This window comes from Curtobacterium sp. MCLR17_032 (genome assembly GCF_003234795.2).
Taxonomy (GTDB): domain Bacteria; phylum Actinomycetota; class Actinomycetes; order Actinomycetales; family Microbacteriaceae; genus Curtobacterium.
The window spans coordinates 3,559,140-3,581,114 of the sequence record NZ_CP126268.1 but is presented as its reverse complement, the minus strand read 5'-3'; the positions used below and the strand labels follow the sequence as shown (position 1 = coordinate 3,581,114).

Annotated in this window: 22 protein-coding genes; 9 read left to right on the top strand and 13 right to left on the bottom strand. The window is 69.2% G+C overall.

The features are described 5' to 3' along the window. Positions 1 to 26: 26 nt before the first annotated feature. A complete protein-coding gene (locus DEI97_RS17035; RefSeq protein ID WP_111074115.1) occupies positions 27 to 1,565 on the bottom strand; it encodes an ABC transporter substrate-binding protein in 1,539 nt (512 codons plus the stop codon). Between the two features lie 449 nt (positions 1,566 to 2,014). Beyond that, positions 2,015 to 2,362, bottom strand: a complete 348-nt coding sequence (locus DEI97_RS17030; RefSeq protein ID WP_111074114.1) for a histone-like nucleoid-structuring protein Lsr2 — start codon at positions 2,360 to 2,362, stop codon at positions 2,015 to 2,017. 151 nt (positions 2,363 to 2,513) lie between these two features. On the opposite strand from DEI97_RS17030, the gene DEI97_RS17025 reads away from it, so the two are divergent. Both DEI97_RS17025 and DEI97_RS17020 read left to right on the top strand, forming a co-directional pair. Further along, positions 2,514 to 3,512 carry a PDDEXK nuclease domain-containing protein gene (locus tag DEI97_RS17025; protein ID WP_258376644.1) on the top strand — a complete coding sequence of 333 codons (999 nt, stop codon included), beginning with the start codon at positions 2,514 to 2,516 and terminating at the stop codon, positions 3,510 to 3,512. Positions 3,513 to 3,859: 347 nt separating this feature from the next. Then, the gene (locus DEI97_RS17020) at positions 3,860 to 5,176 is read left to right on the top strand and encodes a cation:dicarboxylate symporter family transporter (RefSeq protein WP_111074113.1); all 1,317 of its coding nucleotides are present in this window, start codon (positions 3,860 to 3,862) and stop codon (positions 5,174 to 5,176) included. A 175-nt stretch (positions 5,177 to 5,351) separates the two neighbouring features. Here DEI97_RS17020 and DEI97_RS17015 read toward each other — a convergent pair whose 3' ends face one another. The 3 genes from DEI97_RS17015 to DEI97_RS17005 all read right to left on the bottom strand — a co-directional run bounded on the left by DEI97_RS17015 (position 5,352) and on the right by DEI97_RS17005 (position 7,648). After that, positions 5,352 to 5,801, bottom strand: a complete 450-nt coding sequence (locus tag DEI97_RS17015) for a hypothetical protein (protein ID WP_146248078.1) — start codon at positions 5,799 to 5,801, stop codon at positions 5,352 to 5,354. 23 nt (positions 5,802 to 5,824) lie between these two features. After that, a complete protein-coding gene (locus tag DEI97_RS17010; protein ID WP_146248077.1) occupies positions 5,825 to 6,979 on the bottom strand; it encodes a hypothetical protein in 1,155 nt (384 codons plus the stop codon). 225 nt (positions 6,980 to 7,204) lie between these two features. Beyond that, a complete protein-coding gene (locus DEI97_RS17005; RefSeq protein ID WP_111074110.1) occupies positions 7,205 to 7,648 on the bottom strand; it encodes a peptidoglycan-binding domain-containing protein in 444 nt (147 codons plus the stop codon). Positions 7,649 to 7,750: 102 nt separating this feature from the next. Here DEI97_RS17005 and DEI97_RS17000 point away from each other — a divergent pair, with 102 nt between their 5' ends. Next, a complete protein-coding gene (locus DEI97_RS17000; protein ID WP_111074109.1) occupies positions 7,751 to 8,344 on the top strand; it encodes a TlpA family protein disulfide reductase in 594 nt (197 codons plus the stop codon). Between the two features lie 98 nt (positions 8,345 to 8,442). Here the strand turns inward: DEI97_RS17000 and DEI97_RS16995 are convergent, their stop codons facing one another. Continuing rightward, the gene (locus tag DEI97_RS16995; protein WP_111074108.1) at positions 8,443 to 8,928 is read right to left on the bottom strand and encodes a DUF3515 family protein; all 486 of its coding nucleotides are present in this window, start codon (positions 8,926 to 8,928) and stop codon (positions 8,443 to 8,445) included. 199 nt (positions 8,929 to 9,127) lie between these two features. On the opposite strand from DEI97_RS16995, the gene DEI97_RS16990 reads away from it, so the two are divergent. Beyond that, positions 9,128 to 10,429 carry a pectate lyase-like domain-containing protein gene (locus DEI97_RS16990; RefSeq protein WP_220039174.1) on the top strand — a complete coding sequence of 434 codons (1,302 nt, stop codon included), beginning with the start codon at positions 9,128 to 9,130 and terminating at the stop codon, positions 10,427 to 10,429. Between the two features lie 83 nt (positions 10,430 to 10,512). Here the strand turns inward: DEI97_RS16990 and DEI97_RS16985 are convergent, their stop codons facing one another. Then, on the bottom strand, positions 10,513 to 10,905 hold the full coding sequence (locus DEI97_RS16985) for a MarR family winged helix-turn-helix transcriptional regulator (protein ID WP_111074107.1): 393 nt from the start codon (positions 10,903 to 10,905) through the stop codon (positions 10,513 to 10,515). Between the two features lie 258 nt (positions 10,906 to 11,163). Here DEI97_RS16985 and DEI97_RS16980 point away from each other — a divergent pair, with 258 nt between their 5' ends. Beyond that, positions 11,164 to 11,391 (top strand): hypothetical protein, encoded by a 228-nt coding sequence (locus DEI97_RS16980; RefSeq protein ID WP_111074106.1) that lies wholly within the window; start codon positions 11,164 to 11,166, stop codon positions 11,389 to 11,391. A gap of 122 nt (positions 11,392 to 11,513) precedes the next feature. On the opposite strand, the gene DEI97_RS16975 is transcribed toward DEI97_RS16980, so the two are convergent. After that, positions 11,514 to 12,395: an SDR family oxidoreductase gene (locus DEI97_RS16975; RefSeq protein WP_111074105.1), complete on the bottom strand. Its 882-nt coding sequence runs from the start codon at positions 12,393 to 12,395 to the stop codon at positions 11,514 to 11,516. An 88-nt stretch (positions 12,396 to 12,483) separates the two neighbouring features. On the opposite strand from DEI97_RS16975, the gene DEI97_RS16970 reads away from it, so the two are divergent. After that, positions 12,484 to 13,062: a TetR/AcrR family transcriptional regulator gene (locus tag DEI97_RS16970; protein ID WP_111074104.1), complete on the top strand. Its 579-nt coding sequence runs from the start codon at positions 12,484 to 12,486 to the stop codon at positions 13,060 to 13,062. 44 nt (positions 13,063 to 13,106) lie between these two features. Here DEI97_RS16970 and DEI97_RS16965 read toward each other — a convergent pair whose 3' ends face one another. From DEI97_RS16965 to DEI97_RS16955, 3 genes are all read right to left on the bottom strand, one after another. Continuing rightward, entirely contained in the window at positions 13,107 to 13,634 is a 528-nt protein-coding gene (locus DEI97_RS16965) for a hypothetical protein (protein ID WP_111074103.1), read from the bottom strand. Positions 13,635 to 13,742: 108 nt separating this feature from the next. Further along, positions 13,743 to 15,644 carry a glycoside hydrolase family 43 protein gene (locus tag DEI97_RS16960; protein ID WP_181439160.1) on the bottom strand — a complete coding sequence of 634 codons (1,902 nt, stop codon included), beginning with the start codon at positions 15,642 to 15,644 and terminating at the stop codon, positions 13,743 to 13,745. A gap of 259 nt (positions 15,645 to 15,903) precedes the next feature. Further along, positions 15,904 to 16,029: a hypothetical protein gene (locus tag DEI97_RS16955; protein ID WP_258366233.1), complete on the bottom strand. Its 126-nt coding sequence runs from the start codon at positions 16,027 to 16,029 to the stop codon at positions 15,904 to 15,906. Positions 16,030 to 16,243: 214 nt separating this feature from the next. Here DEI97_RS16955 and DEI97_RS16950 point away from each other — a divergent pair, with 214 nt between their 5' ends. Then, on the top strand, positions 16,244 to 16,801 hold the full coding sequence (locus tag DEI97_RS16950) for a MarR family winged helix-turn-helix transcriptional regulator (protein ID WP_111074101.1): 558 nt from the start codon (positions 16,244 to 16,246) through the stop codon (positions 16,799 to 16,801). Positions 16,802 to 16,817: 16 nt separating this feature from the next. On the opposite strand, the gene DEI97_RS16945 is transcribed toward DEI97_RS16950, so the two are convergent. Beyond that, positions 16,818 to 18,158 carry an AGE family epimerase/isomerase gene (locus DEI97_RS16945; RefSeq protein ID WP_181439159.1) on the bottom strand — a complete coding sequence of 447 codons (1,341 nt, stop codon included), beginning with the start codon at positions 18,156 to 18,158 and terminating at the stop codon, positions 16,818 to 16,820. Positions 18,159 to 18,309: 151 nt separating this feature from the next. Then, positions 18,310 to 19,215, bottom strand: a complete 906-nt coding sequence (locus tag DEI97_RS16940) for an ROK family protein (RefSeq protein ID WP_111074100.1) — start codon at positions 19,213 to 19,215, stop codon at positions 18,310 to 18,312. 216 nt (positions 19,216 to 19,431) lie between these two features. Between DEI97_RS16940 and DEI97_RS16935 the strand changes: the two genes are divergently transcribed. Together DEI97_RS16935 and DEI97_RS16930 are read left to right on the top strand one after the other, a co-directional pair. Continuing rightward, entirely contained in the window at positions 19,432 to 20,577 is a 1,146-nt protein-coding gene (locus tag DEI97_RS16935; protein WP_111074099.1) for an ROK family transcriptional regulator, read from the top strand. Between the two features lie 45 nt (positions 20,578 to 20,622). After that, positions 20,623 to 21,951 carry a sugar ABC transporter substrate-binding protein gene (locus DEI97_RS16930; protein WP_111074098.1) on the top strand — a complete coding sequence of 443 codons (1,329 nt, stop codon included), beginning with the start codon at positions 20,623 to 20,625 and terminating at the stop codon, positions 21,949 to 21,951. Positions 21,952 to 21,975: the final 24 nt, after the last annotated feature.

The window sequence follows — 21,975 nt, the reverse complement described above, 5'->3', positions numbered from 1 at the left end:
GGTGCTCTCCCGGGCCCGCTCTGCTGTTACTTGACCGCGAGCTGCGCGAGGTCCAGGCGCGAGTTCGTGCCGTCGTATGGCACGCCGGTCACGCCCTTCCGGACGGCCGTGATCGCCGTCGCGGTGTACAGCCACTCGCCGGCGGCGTCCTCGCTGACGATCTTCGCGGCCGCGCGGAGCGCCTCGTCCTTGGCCTGCTCGGTGGTCGCGGCGACGGACTGGGCGTACAGCGCCTGCACCTGCGGGTTGTCGTACCCGAAGTAGTAGTCCGGGTTCGCCCAGTTGCCGAAGTCGCGGGACTCGACGTGGTTGACCATCGACAGGTCGAAGTCCCGCTCGCCGGTCTTGGGCTGCTCGAACACCTGCGACAGCCACGTGGCGAAGTCGACCCGCTTGACGCTCAGGGTGATCCCGACGTCGGCGAGCTGCGACTTCAGCACGTCGCCGATCGTCGCCGCGTAGATGTTCGGGTAGGTCAGCGTGAGCTCGAGGTCCTTCGCCCCGGCCTCGCTCAGCAGCTGCTTCGCGGCGGAGGGGTCGTACGCATCGACGCCGGTCAGGTCCTGGTAGCCCGGGTCGAGCTCGGGGATCGGGCCCCCCTGCGGCACGCCGGTCCCGCCGATCGCCTTGATGAGCGCCTTCGGGTCGATCGCCTGGCGGATCGCCTTGCGGACGCGCACGTCGGTGAAGGGTGCCTTGCGGTCGTTGAACGCGAGCGTGTACTTGTCCGTCGTCTTCCCGGTGTGCAGCGAGATGTCGGCGTTGCCCTCGAGCTGGCTCCTGAGCGTGCCGTCGACCGACGTCTGCACATCGAGGTCACCAGCCGCCATCGCGTTCACCGCCGCGGACCCGTCGGTGATGTAGCGGAACTCGACCTTCGCGACCTTCGCCTTCGTGCCCCAGTACTCGGCGTTCCGGGCGAAGACGAGCGCGTCGCCCTGCTTCCAGCTCGACACCTCGTACGGGCCGGTGCCGTTCGCCGAGTCCGACAGGTCGTTCTTCGCGGCCCGCTCGAGCACGAGCCCGGCGCGGCCGGTCAGGTTCCAGAGCAGGTCGGAGTCCGGCTTCGACAGGCGCAGCACGACCTGGTCGGCGGACGGCGACTCGATCGACGCCACGTTCGCGAGCTGCGCGGAGTCGACGTACGACGCGTCGTCCTGCACCTGCTGCAGCGACCACACCACGTCGGCGGCGGTGACCGGCTTGCCGTCCTGGAACGTCGTCCCGTCGCGGAGCGTGAACGTGTAGGTGAGCCCGTCCGCCGAGACCTCGTGCTCCGAGGCGAGCACGTCGCGGATGCCACCGTCGGAGCCCGACCGGCCGACGAGCCCCTGGTACACATTGTCGATGAGCACCTGGTCGAGCGCGGCACCGGACTGCGTGCGGATGTCCAGGCTGGTCGGTTCGAGGACGAGCCCGATCCGGACGGTCGCGTCGGCGCCGCCCCGTTCGTTCGACGATCCCGAGCACCCGGTCAGGGCGAGGGCCGAGACGACCGCGACGGCCGTGCTGGCGAGGGCGACGCGTGCTGCACGTCGACCCAGGCGGGGGAGGAGCGGACTCATGGGTTGTGGGTTCCTTCCGGGCGCGTGGGAGCGACGGTCGTCGCGTCGCGCTCGCACGAGGTTACCGACCAATCTCGTTCATGGAACGATTCACGGCCGATCAAGTTCACGTCTGACAGTGCTGACCGTCAAGTGAAATCGATGAATCCGAGCAACGACCAGCGCTGCTGCCGTGAACGAAAACGATCGTTCATGGTAAATCGAGGGGTGGGAACAACGACGGCTCCGTAAACGCCGAGCTGCGCCTCGGTCATGCCCCGGTGACCAGCACCACTCGTCCTTCTGCATAGCGCGAGTTCTGTAGGGTGGTTCGGTGCAGGTGCTATGGCATTCGGGTTGCTATGCCGCCTGCACCTTTCCACCAACCAGCGGCAAGCCGCTGGTTGAGATTGTATGAAGAACGGCCGGCCCCCGTAGCGGGTGCCGGCCGTTCTTGCGTGAAGTGACAGTCAGTGTGCGGCGTCGTACGCGTCGCGGACTGCCTGGCTGATGCGGCCACGGCTCGAGACCTCGTGCCCGTTCGCGTTCGCCCACTCGCGGATCTTCGCGAGCTCGTCGGAGTTGCTGCGCTTGGCCGTGCTTCCGCCGCTCGAGCGGCCCTGGCGGTTGCCACTGACCTTCCGCGCTGCGGCAACGTAGTCGGAGAACGCTTCGCGAAGCGCGTCAGCGTTGTCGTCGGAGAGGTCGATCTCGTAGTGGCTGCCATCGAACGAGAAGGACACGGTACGGCCCTTGCCTTCGTCGATGGTGTCGCCGGTCAGGTCATCGACCAGGGTCGTGGTGACTTTCTGCGCCATAGGAACGCCGCCTTTCATTCGAGGATTGCGGCTCTACTGTGACACATGTCTCCCCTTGATTACATGGCCCGCGCGCGGTGGCCCGGGATCCGGGGTGCAAACTAGGACGGTGAGTGCGAATACGGCTGTCCCGTCGAGCTACGCGGCAACATTGGCGAGCCTGAAGGAGCACGTGAGGAATGCGCGGTTCACGGCGCAACGTCGCGTGAACTCGGAACTCGTGGTGCTGTACGGCCAGATCGGTACGACGATCCTGCATCGGCAGCAACAAGAGGGGTGGGGCACCAAGGTCATCAGCCGTCTCGCGGAGGATCTCCGAGCCGAGTTCCCGGAGATGCGCGGCTTCTCTCCCCGGAACCTTGCCTACATGCGCGCGTTCGCTGCTGCCTGGTCGCAGCAGGAGACTGTGCAACAGGCTGTTGCACAACTGCCCTGGGGGCACATCACCGTGCTCCTCGACCGGCTCGACGACCAGCAGACCCGCAACTGGTACGCCGAGCAGGCCCTGCAGCACGGGTGGTCCCGGAACGTGCTCGAGCACCACATCCGCACCGATTCCCACGTGCGGCTGGAAGCGGCGCCGACGAACTTCGCCGAGGTCCTGCCCGCCGGCGATTCAGATCTCGCGCAGCAGTTGACGAAGGACCCGTACGTGCTGGACTTCCTCGCCCTCGACGGCGATGGGAAGGAACGCCACCTCGAGCAGGCCCTCGTCGACCGGATCATCGACACCCTCCGCGAGCTCGGAGAGGGGTTCGCGTTCGTGGGCCGGCAGGTGCACTTCGACGTCGACGGCGACGACTTCTACGTCGACCTGCTCTTCTTCCACGTCGAGCAGCTCCGCTACGTCGTCATCGAACTCAAGACCGGAAAGTTCAAGCCCGAGTACCTCGGCCAGCTCGGCTTCTACGTATCCCTCGTCGACGACCGCCTCCGCCGCACCCAGCACGCCGACACCGTCGGCCTGCTCCTCGTGGCGGACAAGAACGACGCCGTCGTCCGGTACTCCCTCGCCGGACAGCAGACACCCATCGGGGTCGCCAGCTACGACCTCCTGCCACCATCCGTGCAGGCCGCACTCCCGACTGAGGCTGACCTCGCGGCCGCCATCCGCCCCGACACCGACTCGCCCTCGACCGCTCGCCTCTGAGCCTGTCATCGGTTCCGGAGCAGGGTCGGCACGACGTCGCCTCCGCCCTGTTCGCGCGAACGAGCCGGACGGCGACGGCAACGCGGGTGGGGGCGGTGCGGTTTCCTCCGCCTAATGAGCGGATGTGAGCGCCCCCACGCGCGGAAGGCACTGCGGCTGGTCACCGTACGCCGTCGCGGTACCGGCTCCAGCTTGGTCGGTGACGGTCGTGCCCGCCACGACCCGCGTCGCGGCACTACTGCCCCATCGAAGCATCAACACAGTGGCGCGTTCCCCAGCACTCGCGCGGAACACCGCTGGTACGTCGCTGTCACCCAGAGGAAACATCTTGTCGGTGTGCTGGAGGCATGGAACTTGCTGCGTCGAATCGGGCCCCCGCACGCTGGTACCGCTCACTGTTCGTGCAGATCGCGGTTGCCGTCGTGGCGGGAATCATCGTCGGGGTCTGCGCGCCGGCCGCTGCGCCAGCCTTGAACGTGGTGGGGCAGGGCTTCATCCGCCTGATCGAGATGGTGATCGCACCACTGGTCTTCATCGTGGTCATCACCGGCATCGTGCACGTCGGCAACCTGCGAGCAGTCGGTGCGGTCGCCGGTAAGGCGATGCTGTACTTCCTCCTCGCGTCCTCCGCGGCGCTGGTCTTCGGCCTCATCATCGGCAACCTCGTCGCCCCGGGCAGCGGGCTCCGCATCGACCCGTCCACACTCGACGCATCCGCCGTCACGGCGAAGACGGGAAACGCTGCCGCACCGAGCCCGGGGGAGTTCGTTCTCGGCCTCATCCCCTCGAGCGTGATCAACGCGTTCGCCACCAACGACATCCTGCAAGTGCTGGTCGCGGCGGTGTTCGTCGGCGCCGCGATCGCTGCGATCGGCCCGGAACGTACCGCACCGCTCATCCGCGGGCTCGACCTCTGCCTCGAGGTCGTCTACCGAATCCTCGGTTGGGTGATGCGTCTGGCGCCGCTGGGTGCCTTCGGGGCGATGGCGTACGTCGTGGGACAGTACGGGCTCACAACGCTCAGCTCCTACGGGTGGCTCATCGCCGCCTGCTACGGCGCCGCGGCCGTGTTCATCCTCCTGCTGCTGGTCATCGGGCAACTGCTGTCCGGCGTGCCGATTTGGCGGTTCGTCTGGCACACCCGCGCCGAGTTCGGACTCGCACTCGGGACAGCGTCAACCGAGGCGGTCCTGCCACGGATGATCACCCGGCTGACCGAAGTCGGTGTATCCCGCAGTGTCGCGGGGCTCGTGGTACCGACGGGCTACTCGTTTAACCTCGACGGCGCCGCGATCTACCTGTCCATCTCGCTGCTGTTCCTCACGCAGGCGTTCGGGATCCCGCTGACGCTGGAACAGCAGGTCGCAGCCCTCGGGGTGCTGCTGCTGACGTCGAAGGGGATGGCGGGCGTGCCCGGCTCGTCGTTCCTGGCGCTGTCCGCGACGGCGACGACACTCGGCCTCTTCCCGGTCGCGGGCGTCGCCCTGCTGCTGGGGGCTGACCGAATCATGGACTCGATGCGGGTAAGCGTGAACCTGCTCGGCAACTGCGTCGCCGCACTCGTCGTCGCGCGGTGGCAGGGGGAACTGGATCAGGCCACAGCATCCAAAGCGCTCATCCCAACCCGGCGACCCCTGGTCGCCGCGGGCGCGCGGCAACACTAGACGCCGAAAGCGGAAGCGGGAGCGGAGCGAACCTCCGACGTTCGCTCCGACTCCGCGAGGCAGCACTCCGGTCGACAACCCTTTGGCTGAACCCTTTCGGCGCCGCGCCGACCGGCATGCAAGACGGCACCGGACTGGTGGATACATAGTCTTCCGGAAGCACCAGGGCTGTCGATCAGTGGCGTAGCGCCGGCCGGTGCAGCCAACACAGCAGAAGCACGTCCGCACCGGTAGCGGCGGCGATCACTGCGACCGTTGCCGGGTAATTCGGGACGACGAGAAGCAGCGTGCCACCGCACACGAGCGCCTCAACCGCGAGCACGAGGACCACAGCTGCACTGCACGCGCGTCGCACTGCACGTGACTCGGGCTGACGACTCTGAGTTGCTCCAATGAACTCAAGACCCACCCAGCACAGAGCGGAGGCCACGAGTGCCATGAGCGGGATGTAGAGCAGCCCGAATCCGAAGTTCGTGCCGACCGTGTGGTCTAGGAACGGGTCGCCGGTTACCGCTCGCGTGATGGCGAATGTCACTTGCTGCACAACGAGAAGCACGAGACGGCTTCCGACCCATGCGACGCTTCGTGTGGCACCGGTGAAACGCGGGGTGGTGAGGGCACGCATGCCCCCACCATCCCGCGTGGTGGTCAATTGGTCCAATACCAGGACCCGTCCGGCGCCATCATCGACAGCATGTACTGGTTCACGAACTTGCCCCATTCGCTCTTCGCGCCCGCGCGGTAGAGGGGTTGTCCGCCGGGTACGTCCTCGTTGAGGACGTACCCGGCGACAGTGAAGCGCATTTTCTCGCCGGCGACCGGGTTGTCGGCCCCCGTCCACCAATCGAAGCTGATCGTTGAGCCTGCTCCATCGACGTGGCCCTTATCCGCGGTGAAGTAGAAGCCGAAGTCTCCGCCGGGGAAGAGTGGGTTGCCGGCAGGCAGGAACTGCTCCTGCTCGAAGATGCAGGCGAAGCTCATCGTCAGCACCGTCAGGGGCAGCTTCTGGTGGTACGTCGGGAACGCCTTGGGGGCGCCGGAAACGGGGAAGATGCAGTTGAAGCAGTCATGCATCCGCTTGTGCAGGTCCGCGGGTGAACCCTTCTTGACCACTGCTGTCCATGTGTACGACCAAGCGGGGTCCGCAACGACCGGGAACGCGGCATCGTCAGGTACTTGAACGTCTTGGACCAGGGTTGACCCGTCCCAGCGGTAGCCGGTCTCAAGCGACGTGCCGTCAGCATCGACAGCCCATGCGGGATCGAGAGCCCCGACGATGTCGTCACCGATCTTGAAGTAGTAGCCGCCTCCCGGACGAGGAGCGACGTGTTCCCCATCGACGAACGTGAACGTCGTGCGGCTCTCGTAGCTTCTCTGCGGTGCCGCGTACGCCGTCAGGACTCGCGCACCAGTTCCAGCGTCGGAGACGTAGCGCGCTACGGTCGCATCAGCCGTCGCGAACGACGTCACGCCGTCAGAGGTGCCGGCCGTGGTTGTCGCTCCGTCGAGGGCGAACTGCACGGACAACGGTTCACTGTCTTTCGGTGTCGAGGTCACTGCGATCGTCGGCGCGAGGGGCGCCGCTGCCCGCAGTCGAGCCCGTCCGGATGCTGGCTCCTGCACGCTGATCTGCGTGGTGGCGGTGTCTCCTACGACAGTTCCCGGCGCGACCGCCAAGAGTGTCGACGCCCCATCGGTGATGGCCGGCTCGTCCGCCATGGCTGCCGGCGCGAGCGCGACGCCCGCGATCAGTAGCGAGACGGTGCTCACCCCGGCAAGTGCGACTTTATTGATGTATTTCACTGTTTCCCCCAGTTGGTTTCACAGTAAAACTAGGGGTGTTCCGAGCGCCCCCGCAACCTCTGCGATCAGGAATTCTCGTTTCCGGATCGCGGATCGTCCACCGCTTGCCGCTTCACCCAGCTGTCGTCTTCACGCTCTCGGTTCAGGTCGGCGCTCGAGAGTGCGGAGGAACATCGCCGTGGCGATGTTCCTCCGCACTTTCTGTGGCTCCCGCTAATGAGTGGACTAGATCCCAGGCGTGTAGCAGAGGTTTCCGTCGGTGGTCAGCCACGCGAACTTGCTCGCGCTCTGGCTCCCGTAGATGCCGTCAGCGGAGATCCCCAGGCTCTTCTGTGCGTCCTGCAACGCCGACTTCGTCGCTGGCCCGAACTGCCCATCAACGGTGATGTTGTGGTCGCCCTCGCATCCGTTCTTGAGTTCCTGCTGCAGTCGCGTGACTGCCGAGCTCTGGTTGCCCTGCTCGAGTCGGCAGTCGCGGCTGCCGCCCGAGGTCACGGGTGCGGTGTACTTCTTGCCCCCGGGTGCACTGAAGGTCTTGACCGTCGTGCACGTTCCGACGCTCTGCGTGCTCGCCGGAGCGGCGTTCGCGGCGGTCGGCATAGCAACCACCGTCGCGGCGAGGAGCAGCCCTGCTCCGAGCGTTGCGAGCTTGATTGTGTGCTTACGCATAGTTTTCCCCTAGCTATGTCATTGCCAGTCCCAGTAGACCGACATGTGCACCCTTGCAGGCGACCACACGAGCCGACAAGGTACGGGACGTAGACTTTTCATGTGAAGTTACGAAGTTTGCTCGTTGTTGCCGTCACCCTCGCCCTCGGCCTTGGCGCCGCCAGCTGCTCGAGCGACAACGACTCACTGGCGAATCAGTACAAGTCAGGCGACACCAAGAACTACATCTCCGGTGACGGGGCGGTCAGCGAGTTCGGAGCGAAGGACCGCGGCGCGCCGGTCGACTTCACAACCAAGGACCTTCAAGGGGCGGAGGTCACCGCCGAAGGGCTCCGAGGCAAGGTCGCAGTACTCAACTTCTGGTACGCCAGCTGCGCTCCTTGCCGAGCGGAAGCGAAGGATCTCGAGTCGGTGAGTCAGAAGACCACCTCGGATGCGACCTTCGTCGGCGTCAATGTGCGTGACTCCAGCGGCACGGCCGAAGCCTTCGTTCGCTCCTTCAACGTGCAGTACACCAACGTCCTCGACGCGGACAGTGGGGCCGTGCAGATCGCCTTCGCCGGAAAGAACGCCCCCAACTCCACCCCGGCCACGATCGTGCTCGACAAGCAGGGCCGAGTGAGCTCGCGCATCCTCGGCCAAATCAACGCGAATGTGCTCGAGACGCTCGTCAACGACGCAGCGAAGAGCAGCTGAGGCGTCCCACCGGGCCTCACCGAAATCTCGCGTCATGGTTGCGCACACCACCGCCTGTCCTCTTGGCAGGCCCGGCGAGCGATCACCGCTTCGGGTTACTACTGCTGGACATCCTGCGGGTCGAGGCAGCGGTGCCCGTCTTTCGGAAGGGTGTTCACGGCATCGCTCAGATCACTGAGCATCGTGTTCGTGTACGTGGCCGCCGCCACTGTCACCTGCACAGCCGGAGCTCGACCGAAAGTCGTGAAAGTGATGGCGTCCTTCTCGGACCCATCGCGGATCCAGTCGATGCCGCCGAGGGAGAAACACGGCAGGTCAGACACCGCGGGTGCCGGCACGCCGCAGTGCAGCAGCATCACCGTCGGATCCCCCCACGCAGCGGTTGACTGAGCGTTGGTGTTGCGGAGCTCGTACTTCGTCGCCACCGTGCCGGGGAGGCGCACCTGCACGGCAGCGCACTGCGGAGCGTTCGCGGAGGGTGCCGCGGTCAGCGAGACCGCATTCGTGCAACCCGTAAGCGCCGCTGTCAGCACCGTGATGCCCAAAGCGAGCTGGATCCGATAGGCGCTTCGTTGTCGTGACACAGCCCTACCGTAAGCGACTTCCCGAAGTGTCCCCGCCCTGCGCTATGGTCCGTTCCAGGTGCCAAGGGGGCACCAGGACAGGGGGAATTATGAGGAAGAACATCGCGATGGGCGTGCTTGCTTTGGCTGCCGCCGCGACGATCACGGTTGGGGTGCCGAGGGCGGGACCGACCGCTGGGCGGTGTCGCAGGCCGCGCCGATGCGGCGTGTGCACATCAAGGGCAACCTGACGATGGGGCCGTCGAACCAGGACGGCGGTCAGGGCTACTCGTCGGGCGGCTACATCGCGGACAGCAAGGTCGACGGCACGGTCACGTCGGGCTCGCAGCAGCAGTGGTACACCCGCAACTCCACGCTCGGGTCGTGGCAGGGCGGCAACTGGAACATGACGTTCTCGGGCGTGCAGGGTGCTCCGGCGAACGACTTCTCGAAGAGCTACACGACACTCGCCACCACGCCGACGACCCGCGAGAAGCCGTACCTGTACATCGACTCGTCGAACAAATACCACGTCTTCGTCCCGTCGCTCAAGCAGAACTCGAGCGGTGTCACCTGGCCGAACACCGGCGGCACGGACCTGCCGATGCGGAACTTCTACGTGGCGCACCCGGGCGACTCCGCGGCGACGATCAACAGCGCGCTGGCGCAGGGCCTCAACCTGTTCTTCACGCCCGGCACGTACCAACTCAGCGCCGCGCTCAACGTGACGCGGCCGGACACGGTCGTCACGGGCATCGGCTTCCCGACGCTCGTGCCGACGGCCGGCAACGCCGTGCTGACCTCGTCCGACGTCGCCGGCGTCAACGTGTCGAACCTCGTGGTCGACGCGGGCTCGCAGAACAGCGCGCAGCTGCTCCGTCTCGGCACCAGCGGCTCGCACGTCGACCACGCGGCAGACCCGCAGAGCATCCAGGACGTGTTCTTCCGCGTCGGTTCGAGCATCCAGGGCCGGGCGACGACGACGCTGCAGGTGAACGCCGACGACACCCTCGTCGACCACATCTGGGCCTGGCGCGCCGACCACGGTGGGGCCGCGACGGGCTGGACGGTCAACACCGGAGCGACCGGGGTCGAGGTGAACGGCAACGACGTCCTGGCCACCGGACTCTTCGTCGAGCACTACCAGAAGTACGAAGTGCAGTGGAACGGCAACAACGGGAAGACGATCTTCTTCCAGAACGAGATGCCGTACGACGTGCCGGACAACGCCTCGTGGCAGAGTCCGACCGGCGCCGGGTACGCCGCCTACAAGGTCGCGTCGACGGTCACGACGCACGAGATCTGGGGCGGCGGTGTCTACTGCTTCTTCAACACGAACAAGTCGGTGCACGCCGACCGCGCGTTCGAGGTGCCGCAGACCGCCGGCGTGAAGGCACACGGGCTGGTCACGGTGTCCCTCGGTGACACCGGCACCATCTCGAGTGTCATCAACGGCGTCGGTGGTGCCGTCCCGACCCCGGCGGGCAACACCGCGCCGAACCGGTTGGCCAGCTACAACTGAGCGCGGTCGCGACGCGACCACCTGACGGACGGGAGGCCCGGTGCCAGCTGGTACCGGGCCTCCCGTCCGTCAGGTGGTGCCGGCTACGAGCGTCCGGCCCGGAGCCTCGTCGTGGCGTCCGACGCGGCGGCGGCCATCGTGCGGACGAACGCCGTCGAGGTCGCGAGCTCGGCGGTGGACGCGCCCTGCAGCGCGGCGGCGATCTCGGCGCTCGACTCCGCCAGGAACGCGCGCGCACGCTCCCGCGCCGCGGGTGTGGGCCGCAGGGTCACCCGGCGGCGGTCGCTGTGCTCGCGGCTGCGTGCCAGCAGGCCCGCTGCCTCCAGACGGTCGACCAGGACCGTGACGGAGCCGGAGGTCATGCCGATCCGCTGCCCGAGTCGCGCGGGTGAGAGCGGATCCCCGGACGAGTCGGCCCAGAGCACCTGTCCGAGGGCGTTCGCGTCGGTGGTGGGCAGGTCGAGCCAGGACGACATCTGCTGGTTGAGTTCCGCGAACGCAGTCCCGGCTGGCGCTCGCGCTGCGCGGGGTCATGGGTCGGGTGCTGATGGCGAAGCCGCTCCGCCCGCTCGCGGCGAAGCTCACCGAGGTCGCCGAGACCGACCGCGCGTTGCCGGCGCTCGTCGAGCACTGAGCGGCGCTTACTGCAACATCACATTGAAGTTCCGGCCACGCTTCGGTACGGTTCCGACACGAGTTGCCGGTCCGGCGACCTGAACGTGTGAGGAACGAGGATGTCGAACACCCGGAAGTCCCTCGTCCGTGTGCTCACGAGCGTGCGGTTCGCGATCATCGTCTCCATGGGCGCTCTCGTCGGTGGCTCCGCCTGCTTCGCGGCGACCAGCGGCACCCCGAGCCACTGGATCGGAGCGTTGGCCTCGAGCGTGGCCACCGGGGCGAGCGGGATCTACGTCGGTACCGTCGCGCGCCTGCGCCTCCGCAACCGCAGCGATCGGCGCTGATCGCGTTCCTGGCACGGACGGGAGGCGCCCCACCAGCTGGTGGGGCGCCTCCCGTCCGCCGCGTGGTGCGTCGGTCAGGGCCGCAGCGCCTCCAGGTCCTCGAGCAGGGACGGGTGCGTCGGTCAGGGCCGCAGCGCCTCCAGGTCCTCGAGCAGGGACGGGTGCGTCGGCACCCATCCGAGCGCCTGCCGGGTGTGCGCACTGGAGGACGACTGGTCCATCGCGAAGATCGGGCCGAACGGGCCGAACGTCTCGTCCGGGACGGACTGCACCGGCAGGCCGAGGCGACGCCCGACGACGGTGGCGATGTCGAGGACCCGGTCGCCCTCGTCGGCGACGGCGTGCCAGGCGGTGCCGCCGGGTGCGGACTCGAGCGCGAGCCGGAACAGCGCAGCGGCGTCGCGTGCGTGCACGGCGGGCCAGCGCTGTTCACCGTCACCCGGGTAGCCGGCGATCCCGGAGCGCCGGGCGGCGTCGGTGAGCAGCCCGGCGAAGCCGCCCTGCCCGTCCTCGTGGACCGTGCGGGGCATCCGGACGGCCGAGGCCCGGACGCCCTGCGACGACAGCGCGAGCAGGTCGGTGACGGCGATCGCGCGGCTGGCGACCGGGCCCTCGGTCGGCAGCGGGTCGGCCTCGGTCGAGGGGCGTCCCGTCACCCACGGGGTACCCGAGACGGTGACGAGCGGCTTGTCCGTGCCGATCAGCGCGGCACCGAGGGTCGCCATCGCGTCGCGTTCCTCGGCCAGCCCCTGCTCGAGTGCCTCGGCACTGCCGTAGTCGCGGCTGAAGGCGAGGCTGATCACCCCGTCGGCCCGGGTGGCGCCGTCGCGCAGGACGTCGAGGTCGGTGAGGGAGCCGCGCAGTGGCTCTGCGCCGGCAGCGGTGAGGGTGGCGGCGGAGGCGTCCGAGCGGGCGAGCCCGAGGACGGTGTGGCCGTGGGCGAGCAGTTCGGCGACGACGGCGGTGCCGATCGTGCCGGTGCCACCGGTGACGAAGACGTGCATGGGGACTCCTCGAGTCGAGTGATGGGACATGTGTACCGTCACTGTAGACCCGTGATGGGACAATTGTCTCATCGACTAGGATCGGACCATGGCGCGATGGGAACCAGGAGCACGCGAACGGCTCGTCCTCGCCGCCGTCGACCTGTTCACCGAGCAGGGCTACGACGCGACGACCGTCACCGAGATCGCCGAACGCGCCGGGGTCACGAAGAGCACCTTCTTCCGGCACTTCCCCGACAAGCGCGAGCTCCTCGTCGCCGGGCAGGAGACCCTGAGTCGCCTGCTCGCCGAGGGGATCACCGCAGCCCCGGCCGACGCCAGCCCGCTGGAGGCCGTCGCCGCCGGACTCGAACGGGCCTCCGGCGAGATGGGTCCCCGGAACCGCGAACTCGGCCCGCGCCTGAAGGCCGCCGTCGCCGCCAGCACCGAACTGCAGGAGCGCGACGCGTTGAAGAGCGTCGGGATGGCTGCGGCGATGACCTCGGCGCTGCTCGAGCGCGGCGTCCCCGAGACCACGGCGCACCTGGCCAGCGAGATGGGGGTCCTGGCGTTCAAGCAGGGCTACGCGCGCTGGTCAGAGGGCGAGCGGAGCGACGACGACGGGCTCGCGCGTCACGCGCTCGACGTCCTGCAGGAGCTCCGGACCGCGACGGCCGCCCTCGGCTGACCCGACCGGTCAGGCTGACCGACCCGTGGTGCTGACCCGACAGCTCAGTCGCGGACGACGACGCCCTGCCGCAGCATGTCGCGCGCCACGCGGGACCGCGGGATCACCCACAGCGCACTCCACAGCGCCAGGCCGGCCCACAGCCCGAGCAGCAGCAGTGTGATCACGGTGCCGTGCTGGTCACGCATGGACCAGGTCATCGCACTCCAGAACACGGCGAGCACGATCTTGCCCCAGCCGGCGGTCTGCTGGTCGGCCTGGGCCTGCAGTCGCGGGACCCAGATCTCCGCGGGCACCCCGGTCGGCACCTGCCGCTCGGTCACCCAGCGCTCGACCATCACGACGGCCTCGTAGCCGCCGTCGACCCGCCAGGAGCGGAGCTGCAACCAACCGGCGACCCCGGCACCGATCAGCGCCGCGGGCAGTCCGACCGACACGAGCACCTGCGGCGTCGCGGTCTGGAACGAGGACAGCACGAGCATCGTGAACACGAGCGCGAAGCCCGCACCCGCCGCCGCGCTGCCGAGCAGCCGCAGCCGTCCGGCCTCGTCGACCTCACCGATCCCGTGCACGCTCCGACCGTACCCGCGTCGGCGTGCGTGGCGCTGGTCGCCGGGGCAACGCACAGGAGGCCCGTCACCGGTCCCGCAGACCGGTGGCGGGCCTCCCGTCGGTGCGTGTCAGCCCTTCGACACCATGATCCAGCTCACCTGGATGCCGTACTTCGTGGCCGGCGAGATGCGCAGGTCGACGATGCCGTCCTTGCCCACGGTCGCCGTGGTCGCGAGGGTGCGGAAGGTGCCGTCGATCGGCTGGTCCGTCGCCACGGTCTCGCCGTCGACGGCGACCGCGGCAGCCCGACCCGGAGCGCTCTTCGTCCACGGGTCCCAGAACCCGACGTCCACGCGGTACGAGCCCTTCTTCAGGCCGCCCAGGGCGTACTCCAGGTCGGTCTTGTCGGCCTGCCAGCGGACGGTGTCCGTGATGGTGCCGCCGCTCGTCCCCGAGGTGCCGCCGGTGGTGCCGAGGTACCCCCAGTGGTTCCCGGTGGCGGGGTCGACGCCGAAGCGCTGGTCCTCGACGCTGTTGAGCAGACGGTCGCCGCGCTTCTGCAGGAAGGCCAGGTCCGCGGTGTGGTCCGCGGTGCCCTGCCCACCGGCGTCGACGAAGTACGACATCTTCTTCGGCAACACGGTGACGGTGCGGGTGAAGGTGCGGCCGTCGTCGAGCGTCCCGGTGACGGTCCGCTCGCCCGCGGTCGCCAGGGCGTCGTCGGCCCAGGTGACGCGGTGGGTGCGGGTGGTGGAGCCCTCGCGGACGGCGACCCTGCCCGGCAGCGCCTTGGTGTCGTCGTCGAGCGTGGCCTGGCCGGCGATCGGCGTCGTGACCGTCCACGGGGTGGAGGGATGCAGGTCGGCGAGCGACCACGAGGTCGTGTCGCACGAGAACGACATCGCGCCGCCCTCGCCGAACGTCACCGGCAGCCAGACCGACGGTGCCGTCCGCAGGTCGGTGGCGTTGTTCCACCGGTCGCCGATGTACACGACGCGGCCGTCGCCGAGGTTCAGCAGCGACGTGCTCTGCGAGTTGCAGGTCGTGTCGGCGCCGGTGCCGGTGGCCGGGTTGCCGCGCGCGGTCCAGGTGCCGAGCAGGTCGGTGGCGGTCGCGTACGCGGCGGCGTTCGGTGCCCAGCCGGTCGCGCCGGAGGTGACCAGGTAGTAGGTGCCGCCGACCTTCGTCAGGGCCGGTGCCTCGCGCTGCCCGCCGATCCACGGCTGGGGGCGGCGGAAGTCGACGCCCTCCACGGCCTTGCTCGGTTCGGCCGACAGGTTCGTGTAGTCGGCGTCGAGCTTCGAGATGTAGAGGGTCAGGTTCTCCTCACTGGCGTAGACGATGTACGCGGTGCCGTCGTCGTCGACGAACAGGTTCATGTCGCGGGCCATGCCGGGGGAGTCCGGCTGGTGGTTGGTCGGGTCGTCGGCGGGGACCCGGTCCAGGCGGTACGAGTCGATGTAGCGGAACGGCCCGGTGGGGGAGTCGGACACGGCGACGCCGGCGGTGGCCTTGGCGTACTGCGCGTCCGAGTCGGCGGTGGGACCGTCGGCGTGCACCCACATCACCCACTGCCCGGTCTTCGCGTTGTGGATGACCTTCGGCCGCTCGAGGATCGCGCCGGGGCGGGTGCTGCTCTCGGCCGTCACCCCGAGGTCGCGGTACACGGCGTCGCGCTGCGAGCCGTCGTAGCCGCCGTAGAGGGCCGAGAAGTACGGCTGGTCGAAGTCCGACCGTGCCGTCATGGTCCGGAGGGCAAGGCCCTGGTCGGTCCAGTTCGTCAGGTCCCGGGACGAGTAGACGTGCACGCCGCGGGTGTCGGTGTACCCGTTGACGCGGTCCTCGCCGTACCAGTAGTAGATGGTCCCGCCGGCGTCGTCCGTGCTCGTCACGACCTGGCCGCCGTGTCCCTGGATCGGCTGCCCGGTGTCGTCGAGCCACTGCTGGCCCGGGTGGAAGGTCGTGGGCGTCGTGTCCGCGAGGGCGGGTGCGGCACCGAGCCCCCCGATCGCGAGGGCGGCTACGGTCACCCCTGCTGCGAGGCGCCACCACCGGCCCGATGACGTCGTGTCGCGCTCTGTCCGTCGTTGGCGAATCCCCATCGATCCGGCCTCCTCAGCTCGTGCTGCCTCCGTTGGCAACGTCAACATCCTGTGGCCAGGCCACGGGGAGCGCAAGGTTCCGGGGTGGAACGGACAACGAGACGGGAGGCGCGGTGCCAGCTGGCACCGCGCCTCCCGTCCGTGTCGTGGTCGCCCCCGGAGCGGCGTCCGGAAGTTCCCGGAGTGCTCAGTCTCCGGCGTTGATGAGTCCGAGCCAGCGGCCGAAGCCCGTCGGTTCGTCGTCCTGCAGGCGGAACTGCGGGTGCTGGGCCACGTCGGTGCGCTGGCCTGGGGTGCGGTCGTCGTCGATCACGGCGGACTCCTTTCGTCGAGGTGATCATCTGTACACGCGGAGCCCTGCGCGCATTCCCGCTCTCGCCCACTTCGCGGGGGACGCGCGGGCGGGCGCCTCTCGAGCAGTCGGCGGTCGGGGGACAAGTCCGCAGAGGCGCTGGACCGGCACCCCGACGTGCTGGTACTCCTGGGGGATCGGCCGCACCCCGTGGTCGAGGACGAGGTGGGACGCCATGGTCGACGCGAGGACCTACGACGAGTCCGGGTACTGGTACCCCGACCGCGCGACCAAGACCGGCGTGGAGCTCCTCAACGCGATGCGCCGCTACCGGTCCGCCGAGGTCGCCATGCGGCAGCGCACCCGCGACACCATGCAGCTCGGTCCGACCGACATGGCCGCCGTCCGCTTCCTGCTGCAGGCGCGACAGCGCGGCACCGTGGTGAAGCCGACCGGCCTGGCGGCGCACCTCGGCATCACGACGGCGTCGACCACGGCGCTGGTGAAGCGACTCGTCGCCGCCGGCCACGTCGAACGACAGACCGACCCGAGCGACGGCCGCGGGTTCCTGCTCGTCGCCACGGACAACGGCGACGACACCGTCCGGTCGCACCTGACCGGGGTGCACGCGCGGATGATCGCCGCGGCGGACCGGCTCTCGGCGACGACCCTGACCGAGATGAGCGCCTTCTTCGAGGACCTGACCGCCGCGATGGACGAGGCGGCCACCGGCGACGTCGTGCCCGACGACGCTCGGGGCGCCGGGGCCGTGGCACTGCCCGCGCACCACTGACCCCGGCACGGCGCCGTCAGAGGCGGAACGGGTTCGTCCGGGTCACCGCCAGCAGGTACCACGCCGTCGCACCCGTGTGCAGGCTCGCGTAGTACAGGTCCCCGAACCCGGTGTCGAGCCCGTCCGACGACGCCGACACGATCCCCTTGCCGTCCCCGTTCGGCTGCGTCCGCTGCGCGAGCTGCACGCTGTCCAGGACCGACGAGGCCCGGGCCCGGTCGCCGCGTGCACCACGGACCTCCAGCGCGAGCGCGAGTTGCCCCGAGCCCTCGAACCAGACCTTGCTCGTGTCGGTGTCCGAGAACGACGGCCCGGTGTACGGACCGTCGTGTGCGATCAGGGTGTCGAGCACCCACGTCACCGATGCCGAGTACCGGCGGTCGAGGGTCGCCAGGAACGCCCAGACCTGGACGTCCTCGGGGATCGGCACCCGGTTGATCGTCACGCCGTCCGGGTCGGTGCCGGTCCACAGGTGCCCGTCCGTCCGGTCCTGCATGGCTCGCACGAACGACTCCGCCAGTGCTGCTCGACGCTTCCACGTCCGGTCGCCGCTGAGCTGCGCCAGCTGGGTGAAGAACGCGGTCACGTCGATGTTGTGCTCGGTCGACTTGTAGGTGATCGGCTGGTCGTCGGCGTTCCGGCCACCGGTGTACCCGGCGGGCTGACGGACGTCGTCGCGGGTGTGCTCCTCGATCCACGTGCCGAGGCGGAGGGCGCCGTCCAGGAACCGTCGCTGCCGCGTCACCGCGTACAACCGGCAGAACGCCATCCCGACCCACGACTGGTTGCCCGTGTAGGCCGCGGCGGAGCCGATGTCGATCGGCCGCGGGGGCGTCGCGACCGGGAACGTGTCCGGTTGGTACGACGCCCGCGTCCGGCCGTCCCCGATCGGGTCCGCCGCTTGCAGGGACAGCAGGGTGTCGCCGAGGACCGTCGCCCGCTGCACGTCACCCCGCCGCCCGCGTCCGAGCCACGCCAGGACCATCAGCGCGTCGTCGTACGCGAACGAGGACACGAACTCCGTCGGCAGGGACGCGAAGTAGCCGCCGGAGTAGCTCCGCGGCAGCCGGAGGGCGGTACCGCTGCCGTACTCGTCCATCCGCAGGTCGAGGTACTCGTACGCCAGGTCCCGGGAGCGCGTGCGGGACAGCGTGGGAGCGCCGGGCCGGCGGCCGGTGCTCGCGACGGTCGCCGCGCCTCCCGGGCTGGCCGAGGCGACCCCCGGTGAACCGAGGGCCACGGCTGCGGCGGCGACGGCGGCGGCGCCACCGAGGACGACGCCACGGCGGCTGAGCGAGCCGGACGCGCGGTGGTCGGCAGGGGCGGACGGCTCGGAGGGACGTGTCGGGTCGGTCATGGCGTGCTCACTTCCAGCCGCGGCGGTCGCGGCGGACGGTGGATCCGGACGGGAGGGGCGCCGGACCGACCGGGTGGTCGGCGCCGACAGGGGCCGTGGCGACCGACGCGGCGGACGGGAGGCCCGGCTCGGCCGGGTCCCGCCCCTCGCGTCAGGCGGTCGTCACGGCGGACTCGGGAGCCAGGTGGGCGGCACCGAGTGCGGCGAGCGGCTGGTCGAGCGGTGCGAGGCGCACGCGGGACGACAGGCCGAGCGACGCGACGAAGGGGGAGGAACGTGCCGCCGCGTCGAAGTCCGCCCGGAGCGGCAGGAGGAGGCGCTCGCCGAGGGTGGCCAGCCCGCCACCGATGACGACGGACTCGACGTCGGCGGTCACGACGAGGATCCGGACGGCCGAGGCGACGCCGGCGACGAACCGGTCCCGCACCGCGGTCGCGGCCGGGTCCCCGGCGTCCGCGCTGTCGAAGACGTTCGTGGCGGTGCTGCCCGGGTGTCCGGGCCAGGCGGTGGCCAGGGCCGAGCCCGACGCGACCGTCTCGAGGCAGCCGCGCTGCCCGCACACGCAGACCGGGCCGTCGGCGAGGACGGGGATGTGACCGACCTCGCCGGCGTTCCCCCGGGCACCGCGCCAGAGCCGTCGGTCGACGACGATGCCCGCCGCCAACCCGGTGCCGATGTTGAGGTAGGCGTGCGGCCCGTCGAGCTGCATGGCCTGCGCCGCTCCGAGCGCGGCGACGTTGACGTCGTTCTCCACCTGCACGGGCAGTCCGACGTGTTCGGCGACGAGCGGCCCGAGGGCGACCTCGGACAACCCGAGGTTCACGGCGTGCCTGACCCAGCCGGTCTCGTGGTCGATGAGCCCGGGGATCCCGATGCCGACCGCGGTCGGTGCCGTGCCGGTCCGGGCGCGGAGCGAGTCGATCACCTGCAGCGTGTTCCGGACGACGGCGTCGGCGCCGAAGCCCGTCGGCACGCGGACCCGGTCGACGGTCTCGCCGGTCGGGGCGACCGCGACGGCATCGATCTTCGTCCCGCCGATGTCCAGGCCGATCCTCATCGGGAACCGGTCGTCGGGGTGTCCGGCCTCGGCGTCGAGGACGCGGCGTCTGGGCTGCGCATGCGGGTTAGTAAACACGCCTTACGCATCCGTGGCAAGCGATGACTTCCGCCTGTTTCCGCCAGATCACGCACGTGTTACGGCTGCAGATCGGGTCTTGACAGGTGATTAGGAACGGTCCTTTACTAAGGCAACCGCTCGGAGGGAGGAGATCTGATGCCGAACGAGACGGACGTCCAGACCACCTTCGGCGCGCAGCTCCGACGCTCCCGCAGCAAGGCGCTCCCGCAGCACAGCCGAGCCCACAACCGCTCGCTGATCCTCCAGACGCTCTTCACCGACGGGGCCATGAGCCGCGCCGACCTGTCCCGGCAGTCGGGCCTCACCCGCCCCACCGTGTCCGGACTCGTGGCGGAACTCGAGGTCGACGCACTGGTCACCGAGCTCGGCCCGCGGGAGGACCTGCGGGTCGGCAAGCCCGCGACCCTCATCACCCTCAACGTCGACGCGTTCCACATCGTCGTCGTCGACCTGTCCCTCCCCGACCACTTCGTCGGCGCGGTCACGAACCTCCGCGGCGACGTGGTGGACAGCGCCAAGATCGAGGTCGACGGTGCCACCGGGGAACAGGCCGTCGTTCGGATCATCCGGCTGGTGGAACGCCTCGCGACGATGACCACCCGCCGCCTGCTCGGCATCGCGGTCGGCTGCCCCGGGGTCATCGACGCCGACGGCACCGTGCTGCACTCGGTGGCCCTCGGAGCGGACCTGCCGCTACAGGCACAGCTCACCGAGCACTTCCGGCTGCCCGTGCACGTGCTCAACGACGCCAACACCGCGGCCCTCGGGGTGCACGCGTTCGAGGCCGAGCCCGGCAACGACCTGCTCGTCGTCGCACTCGAACACGGTGTCGGCACGGGCATGGTGCTCGGCGGCCGCCTGGTGCTGGGCGAACGGTTCGCCGCCGGTGAGATCGGGCACCTGACGATCGACGAGGACGGCGAACCCTGCCTCTGCGGTCGCCGGGGCTGCCTCGAGGTCCTCATCGGCGCCGAGCACCTGACCCGCCGGATCGCCGCGTCGCCCGACGGCCGCGACGCGGTCCTGCGCTCCGCCGGCAGCACGCTGGGCGGTGTCCTCGCGCCGATCATCAGCGCGGTGAACATCACCGAGATCGTCGTCACCGGCCCCGCCGACCTGGTGCAGGGTCCCTTCATCCAGGCCGTCCGCGCGACCGCCACGGCACGGACCCTCGCGAGCGTCGGCAACGACCTCGCCGTGACCGCCACCTCCACCAACAGCGACCTGATCCTCCGGGGCGGAGCAGCCTTCCTGCTCGCCGCGGAGCTCGGCGTGAGCTGACCCGACCCGACACCGACACCGCAGAACGACCACCAAGGAGAAGCAATGCGTACGACGAAGTTCGCGGCAGCAGCTGCCGTGGCCCTGACCATCGCGATGGGCCTGACGGCCTGCTCCAGCGCCGGCAACGCCGGTGGCGGGGGCGGCGGTGGGACCAAGGACGTCGCCGACGTCAAGGGCGACGGCAAGACGCTGACCGTGTGGGCCATGACCGGGGACTACTCCGACAAGACCATCGCCGCGATCAACAAGGAGTTCGAGGCGAAGACCGGTGCGAAGGTCAAGGTGCAGATCCAGCAGTGGGACGGCATCACGACGAAGATCTCCACCGCCCTGGCGACGAACACCCCGCCGGACGTCCTCGACCTCGGCAACACCCAGGTCGCCAGCTACGCCGCCAACGGGGCGCTCCTCGATCTGACGCCCTACAAGAAGGACCTGGCGCAGGGGCAGACCTGGCTCGCCGGGCTCTCGGACCCGGCGACCGTCGACGGCTCGCTGTACGGCGTCCCCGGGTTCGCCGGAGCCCGGTCGGTCATCTACAACAAGCAGATGTGGGCCGACGCCGGCATCACGACGGCCCCGACCACCTACGAGGAACTGACCGCGGACCTCGACAAGGTGAAGGCGAAGAACACCGCGAACGACTTCTCGGCCTTCTACATGCCCGGTCAGTACTGGTACGCCGGCATGCAGTTCGTCTGGGACGCCGGCGGTGAGATCGCGACCGAGCAGGACGGCACCTGGAAGGCCGGCTTCGGTGACGCGAAGGCGCAGCAGGGTCTGACGGACTTCAAGGAGTTCGCGAACGACCACTCCTCGAAGGCCTCGGCGACGCTCAACACCGACAGCCCGGACATGAACCAGGTCTTCGCCGACGAGAAGGCCTCGGCCATCCTCAGCACCAGCGGCACGCTCGGGCTCATCGAGCAGGCGAACCCCGAGATGACGGCGGACAAGCTCGGCACCTTCCCGTTCCCGGGCAAGTCCGGCAAGACCCAGCCGGTCATGCTCGGCGGCTCCGACTGGGGTGTGGCCGCGAAGTCGAAGAACACCGACCTGGCCCTGCAGTGGGTGAAGATCGCGTCCGGCCCGGACATGCAGAGCAAGTACGTCTACGGCGACAACGGCTGGATCCCGAACAGCACCGACGGCATCAAGGCCGCCGACTCGACGCTCAGCGACATCAACAAGGGCTTCTTCACGGCAGCCCTGAACTCGAAGGCGACGCCGGCGAACTCCCGCTGGGCCGACCTCGAGGGTGACCAGAGCATCAACGACCTGTTCTCCAGCATCGTCTCCGGCTCGAAGACCCCGGAGGAGGCCGCCGCGACCTTCGACAAGGCAGCCGACGCGACGCTCAACAAGAAGTAGGCCGCACTCCTCGACGTCCACCCC